At 62.9% G+C, this 6,560-nt stretch carries 5 protein-coding genes; 3 read left to right on the top strand and 2 right to left on the bottom strand.

Annotated features, from left to right (window positions below; all coding sequences use genetic code 11):
* Nucleotides 1–37 precede the first annotated feature (37 nt).
* On the bottom strand, nt 38–520 hold the full coding sequence (locus ABIE65_RS26500) for a hypothetical protein (protein ID WP_354081769.1): 483 nt from the start codon (nt 518–520) through the stop codon (nt 38–40).
* 270 nt (nt 521–790) lie between these two features.
* Between ABIE65_RS26500 and metB the strand changes: the two genes are divergently transcribed.
* On the top strand, nt 791–1,945 hold the full coding sequence (gene metB, locus ABIE65_RS26495) for a cystathionine gamma-synthase (protein ID WP_354081768.1): 1,155 nt from the start codon (nt 791–793) through the stop codon (nt 1,943–1,945).
* Nucleotides 1,946–2,105: 160 nt separating this feature from the next.
* On the opposite strand, the gene ABIE65_RS26490 is transcribed toward metB, so the two are convergent.
* Nucleotides 2,106–2,558: a pentapeptide repeat-containing protein gene (locus ABIE65_RS26490; RefSeq protein ID WP_354081767.1), complete on the bottom strand. Its 453-nt coding sequence runs from the start codon at nt 2,556–2,558 to the stop codon at nt 2,106–2,108.
* A 727-nt stretch (nt 2,559–3,285) separates the two neighbouring features.
* Between ABIE65_RS26490 and gdhA the strand changes: the two genes are divergently transcribed.
* A complete protein-coding gene (gene gdhA / locus ABIE65_RS26485; protein ID WP_354081772.1) occupies nt 3,286–4,626 on the top strand; it encodes an NADP-specific glutamate dehydrogenase in 1,341 nt (446 codons plus the stop codon).
* A gap of 290 nt (nt 4,627–4,916) precedes the next feature.
* Complete coding sequence (gene ccoN / locus ABIE65_RS26480) at nt 4,917–6,560, top strand: cytochrome-c oxidase, cbb3-type subunit I (RefSeq protein WP_354081766.1); 1,644 nt, start codon at nt 4,917–4,919, stop codon at nt 6,558–6,560.

Here is a 6,560-nt window from a genome sequence, read left to right as displayed (position 1 = left end):
CTACGGCTCCGCATCACCCAGGACGGCAGCGAGCACTTCAGGGGGTCAATATTGCAAGCCGATACGGGGTCAGCTTTGAACGCCGTTTGACACCGCAGGTCGATGCGCCGCCAACGGACGACGCCGTCGACCGCCTGATCGGGTCCGGTCCCTTCGACCGGTTGGCGCCAGCCAGAACAGCGACCAGGCTATCCGGCTTGTCGAGATCGTTTGCATATGCCTGCCGCCGCTCCTCGTCCCAGATGTCGGCACCAGATGCGTGCGCCTCTGCGAGGGGCACCATATGGTCGATGTCGATCTGTCGGCGGTCGGTCACGACGGAGCCGGTGTATGGACAGACCCAGAGGCCGACGAGGACTTTGCAGCCGGGTTGGTCTAGCTGCACCACCACTAAGCTTTCGGCGATCAGCACCTCCTCGCGGGTGTCCTGACAGTCCCCGTCGGCATCGATCCAGTGGCGATACAGGGCGCGATCATAAGGCTCCGCCGCGAGTGCGGGCGAGAGTAGCAGAATGAGCAAAGCAACCGTCGTGGATCGCATATCGATACCGTGACAGGATGTCCCCGATCAGGGGGTGATCGCGGTCACGCCTGACGCGCCGATGCAAATCCAGGCGTAGACGCGAAGCGGGTCCAGCGCGATCCGAGCTTCGGCGAGCACTCTTCCCACGTGCACTCGCGATCGCCGAGCTTCGGGCAGGGACGAGAGCGCTTCCTGCGACACGATCACTCTTAGCGCGTAGCCGCGTGACCGACGGATGGTAAAGCCAGCAGCGGATGGAGCCCAATCATGGAACTTTCACCTGAGACCATTGCCGCAGCGAATGGTGTGGCCGAGGACAAGGCATACGGCGCGGTAGTTCCGCCGCTCTACCTGTCGAGCACCTATGAATTCACCGGCTTCGACGCGCACCGTGGCTACGACTATTCACGCGCCACGAATCCGACGCGCGACCAATTGTCCGACACGATCAACCGCCTTGAGGGCGGGGCCGGCGCGATCATAACCTCTTCGGGGATGGCCGCCATCGATCTGGTGCTGACGATCCTAAAGCCTGATGACCTGCTGATCGCGCCGCATGACTGTTACGGTGGCACTCTTCGCCTGCTCTCGGCCCGCGCGGCCCAAGGCCACTTCCGCCTGGCGCTCGTTGATCAGACGCGGGAGGAGACGGTCGTTGCCGCACTCGAAGAGCGCCCGGCTCTCGTGCTCCTGGAGACGCCCAGCAACCCGCTGATGCGGATCACTGACATCGAGATGGTGTCCGCACGGGCGAGAGCAGTCGGCGCAAAGATCGTGGTGGATAACACGTTCCTATCCCCAGCGCTGCAGCGGCCCATCTCGCTCGGCGCGCACATGGTCGTTCACTCCACCACCAAATATCTGAACGGTCACTCCGACGTGGTCGGCGGCGCCGTCGTCGCTGCCGATGCGGACATGGTGGAGCACCTTAAAGCCTGGGCAAACATGACCGGTGTGACAGGTGCTCCCTTCGATGCCTTCCTGACGCTTCGCGGCATCCGGACACTCTTCCCTCGGATCGAATACCAGCAACGCAACGCGGCTGCCGTAGCGGAATATCTCTCCGCGCATAAGATGGTCGATGCCGTCCACTATCCGGGGTTGCCCTCCCATCCCGGCCATGCGATCGCTGCCCGACAGCAGCGCGGATTCGGCGCAATGCTCAGCTTCGAAATCGCGGGTGGCCCAGAGAGTGTGCGGAAGTTCGTGGAGCACGTTCAGGTATTCACCCTGGCGGAGTCGCTGGGTGGTGTCGAGAGCTTGGTTGCTCATCCCGCCACGATGACACACGCGAGTCTCTCGCCCAATGCTCTACGGGCCGCTGGCATCGGGCATAACCTACTAAGGCTCTCGGTTGGGCTCGAGAACCAGTCCGATCTCATCTCCGATCTCGAAGAAGCATTAGCCTCTGCGAGGATCTAGGAAACAGCCCAATCGCCGCTTTATCGGCGCCCCTTATAGGATTGCGTCACCGGACCAGCTTGTCGGTGAGCGGCTTGAGCGATGAACTCTCGCTCCTTGTGTGAGAGCAATGGGTAGGCCACTGCTGCACGCGCCGCCTCACCTCCGCCGTCGGCGAGAGCTAGGGCTTACAGGCGCCTACGGAACCAGGCGCGCAGGTTTGCCCGTCGGTCCACGTGGCGCCGCTCAGGTCGCTGTAGGTGAACTCCGCCCGATCGAGCTTTGCGTTCGACAGGTCGGCGCCGGATAAGTCTGCCGCCCGTATGTCGGCGGCTGTCAAATCCGCTCGCGACAGGTTGGCGTTCGACAAATCCGCCCGGTTAAGGATTGCGCCTGTGAGTTGCGCACCGACGAGCACTGCGCCTGACAGGTTGGTGCTGTAAAGATCGACGCCGCTCAGGTTCGCTCCTGCCAGGTTAGCGCCTGACAGATCGGCGTCGGAGAGGCTGGCGCCGGCGAGATCACGGCCTGAAAGATCAACCCCCGTGCAGTTCGTCCTCGGCTTGATCTTGCATAGAGAGCTGGTGGCTGAAGAGGCTGGTGCTGCGGGCGTCACGAAGGCGAAAAACAGCATAGCGGCGAGCGCATGGTGTCGGATGTAGCACTTGCGCCGCTCGTTGCCCTGGAGCGTCAGGCGAACAACCCTAGGTTCCACACCATGAACAAGGCGACCGCAACCAGAAGGACGCCCCACAAGATCCGCTGATCCTTCATCCACTCTTCCCTCTGTATCGATGCAGCGGCACTGGCGGCTGCGCCATCTTGCCCTTTAGCGCACCGCATTCTCGGTAGCTTGCGGTGGCTGGTATCTCACTTAGCCCCTCCGCTGTCGTGATCAAGGATTGGCATCAGTTTCACCAGACGGTAGGGCTACCAGGTCCCGAACTCCCGGAGGTTGACCAGCCACCGATCGACCGTCACTTCTTGCGGTTCGCGGTGGGAACCACCGAAAATTCAAGTTGGACGTTCACCGTCAGCCTCACGCGGTCGTCAGTGACAGGGATCGGCCGTGCTGCAGCAGCGGCTTGAAGGTCCGCGCCACCTCGGCGGCGCGAGCGACGAGGAGGGCGACACGAGATTGGGTGCCCCCAGGCTGCGCAGCCAAGCGTCATAAATGGCGCCTGTTAACTGCCTGTCGCAGAGGCGGAAGTGTGTTCGCCGTCTGAGGTGACGTCGATTTCCGGTCGACGCTGCACAGGAAAGCGCCATAACAGAGCGACAGGTGGAATGATATCGCGCGTGCGGCACCGGTGCCGCAAGCATCGAAGCCGTTCAGCAACGAAGGACATCGCGTCGTGAGTATGGACGAGAAGCTGCAACCGATCCTTGACGAAGTGCTGCGCCGCAACGCTGGTGAGGAGGAGTTTCACCAGGCCGTGCGGGAGGTCCTGGAGTCCCTCGGCCCGGTTGTCGCCCGCCATCCCGCCTATGCCGACGGAGCGCTGATCGAGCGACTTTGCGAGCCGGAGCGGCAGATCATTTTCCGCGTGCCTTGGGTCGACGATCACGCACAGGTGCAGATCAACCGTGGCTTCCGGGTGCAGTTCAACTCCGCCCTCGGCCCCTACAAGGGCGGGCTGCGCTTTCACCCGTCGGTCAATCTCGGCATCATCAAGTTTCTCGGCTTCGAACAGACCTTCAAGAACGCGCTGACCGGCTTACCGATCGGCGGCGGCAAGGGCGGCTCCGACTTCAATCCGCGCGGTCGCTCCGACGCCGAGATCATGCGCTTCTGCCAGTCGTTCATGACCGAGATGTATCGCCACCTCGGCGAGTATACCGATGTGCCGGCGGGCGACATCGGGGTCGGCGGGCGCGAGATCGGCTATCTCTTCGGCCAATACAAGCGGATCACGAACCGTTACGAGGCCGGTGTGCTGACTGGCAAGGGCCTCGTTTATGGCGGATCGCGCGCCCGCACCGAGGCGACAGGGTTTGGCGCTGTCTTCTTCGTGCGACAGATGCTGGCGACACGTGGCACCGATTTCGACGGCAAGCACGCGACCGTCTCAGGCTCAGGCAATGTCGCCATCTACACGATGGAGAAGATTCTGCAGTTCGGCGGCAAGGTCGTCGCCTGCTCCGACTCCGGCGGCTATGTCGTCGACGAGAGCGGGATCGACCTGGATCTCGTTAAGCAGATCAAGGAGATTCGGCGCGAGCGCATCTCGGAATATCCCCGTCTGAAGGGTGCTAGCGCACACTACATCGAGAAGGGTCGCATCTGGGACGTGCCTTGCGAGATCGCGATGCCGTCGGCGACCCAGAACGAGTTGAACGGCAAGGACGCCCGTCAGCTCGTTCAGAACGGCGTCATCGCTGTGGGCGAAGGTGCCAACATGCCGTCCACGCCCGAGGCGGTGCGGATCTTTCAGGAGGCGGGCGTCCTTTTCGCTCCCGGCAAGGCCGCCAATGCCGGCGGCGTCGCCACCTCGGCGCTGGAGATGCAGCAGAACGCCTCCCGCGACAGTTGGAGCTTCCGCGAGACCGAGGAACGGCTGGAACGGATCATGTGCAACATTCACGACAGCTGCGCCGACACTGCCGAACAATACGGGTCGCCGGGCAACTACGTCCTCGGCGCCAACATCGCCGGCTTCGTCCGTGTCGCGGAAGCCATGCGTGCGCTCGGCCTGATCTGATTCCCCGTCAGGCGATGGCCCTGATGTTCCCAAACCCCAGGTCCCTCGCCATGCTCGCGCGCTCTGTCTTGCCATAGCCGACTTCGGGGGTACCATGGCCCTATGTTCGGTCCGCACAATTCGCGACCTACGAGACTCCGTGGCTCGCCGGAAAATATACCGGCCGGATCCGGCAACCTCCGCATCGATGCCCTGCGCCCTGCAGGACCCCGCCGCGCACCATCAGAGCACCATCGACACCAGCCCCCCGTGCTCCCTCCCCCCGATGATCGGAAAAAGTGACTGCCCGCATGGCCGCAACACTCACTGCCACCGAGCGTCAACTCGCACTGGTGATATCCGCCGCGGTCGCCTTGTGCGGGCTCATTCTGGCTGCCGCAGGACGCCAGGACGCACTCGGTATGCACGGGTTCATCATCCTGCTGTTCGGGTTGGCGTGCACGTTCGCCGTGGTCCATGCGTATCAGGAACCGGAGCCGGGCGAGGAGCGTCTTGCGCGCTACTATGACGAGCCCATCAAGGCCGGAATCGCCATCTCGATGGCGTGGGCGGTCTTCGGCATGTTCATTGGGGTATGGGTGGCCGTGCTTCTGGCTTATCCGGACTTCACCTTCGATCAGGCGTGGGCGAGCTTCGGCCGCTTGCGACCCGCCCATACCACCGGTGTGATCTTCGGCTTCGGCGGGAATGCCCTGATTGCGACGTCGTTTCATGTCGTTCAGCGAACATCGCGGGCACGCCTGCCCGACCAGCTTTCACCCTGGTTCGTCCTGATCGGTTACAACCTGTTCTGCGTGCTGGCCGTGACCGGCTACTTCGTGGGCGTCACCCAATCGAAGGAGTATGCCGAGCCGGAGTGGTACGCCGACATCTGGCTCGTGGTCGTCTGGGTAACGTACTTCGTGCTCTATCTGCGCACGCTGGCGCGGCGGAAGGAGCCCCACATCTACGTTGCCAACTGGTACTTTCTGGCCTTCATCCTCGTCGTCGCCATCCTCCACATCGTCAACAACATCGCCGTTCCGGTGTCGCTGGGACACGCGAAGAGCTACACGGTCTGGCCGGGCGTCCAGGATGCGATGGTGCAGTGGTGGTATGGCCACAACGCCGTCGCCTTCTTCCTGACGGCGGGATTCCTGGGGATGCTCTACTATTACCTGCCCGTTCGGGCGCAGCGACCGATCTTTTCCTATCGCCTTTCGATCCTAAGCTTCTGGGGGATCACCTTCTTCTACATGTGGGCCGGCTCGCACCACCTGCATTACACCGCCCTGCCCCACTGGGTGCAGACGCTGGGCATGACATTCTCCGTGATGCTGCTGGTGCCGTCATGGGCGTCGGCCGGCAATGCTCTCCTCACCCTCAACGGCGCTTGGCATAAAGTCAGGGACGACGCGACACTCCGTTTCATCATGGTCGCCGCGGTGTTCTACGGGCTCTCGACCTTCGAGGGATCGTTCATGGCGATCCGGCCTGTGAACGCGCTGTCGCACTACACCGACTGGACCGTCGGCCACGTTCATGCCGGCGCACTCGGATGGGTCGCGCTGATCACCTTCGGCTCGTTCTATACGCTGGTCCCGTCTCTCTGGAGACGCGAGCGTATGTACTCGCCGGCGCTGGTCGAAGTGCATTTCTGGCTCTCACTCGCCGGAACGCTGATCTACGTCTTCGCGATGTGGAACTCCGGCATCATCCAGGGCCTGATGTGGCGGACCTACACCGAGGACGGCACGCTCGCCTACTCCTTCATCGATTCGCTGGTCGCGATGTTCCCGTATTACGTGGCGCGCGCCATCGGCGGACTGCTGTTCCTGATCGGTGCCATCGTGGGCAGCTACAACATATGGATGACGGCCCGCACCGCTCCCGTGGCGGAGCCCGCGGAGGCGGATGCTCCCCTGACCGGCGCTGTCGCCGCCCCGGCGGAGTAG

Source organism: Constrictibacter sp. MBR-5 (assembly GCF_040549485.1).
Taxonomy (GTDB): domain Bacteria; phylum Pseudomonadota; class Alphaproteobacteria; order JAJUGE01; family JAJUGE01; genus Constrictibacter.
This window is presented reverse-complemented; position numbering and strand designations above follow the sequence as displayed.

What these genes read in the sequence shown, in the direction of transcription:
- metB (WP_354081768.1), top strand. Translation starts at nt 791, where the DNA reads ATGGAACTTTCACCTGAGACCATTGCCGCAGCGAATGGTGTGGCCGAG.
- ABIE65_RS26490 (WP_354081767.1), bottom strand. Translation starts at nt 2,558, where the DNA reads ATGCTGTTTTTCGCCTTCGTGACGCCCGCAGCACCAGCCTCTTCAGCC.
- gdhA (WP_354081772.1), top strand. Translation starts at nt 3,286, where the DNA reads ATGGACGAGAAGCTGCAACCGATCCTTGACGAAGTGCTGCGCCGCAAC.
- ccoN (WP_354081766.1), top strand. Translation starts at nt 4,917, where the DNA reads ATGGCCGCAACACTCACTGCCACCGAGCGTCAACTCGCACTGGTGATA.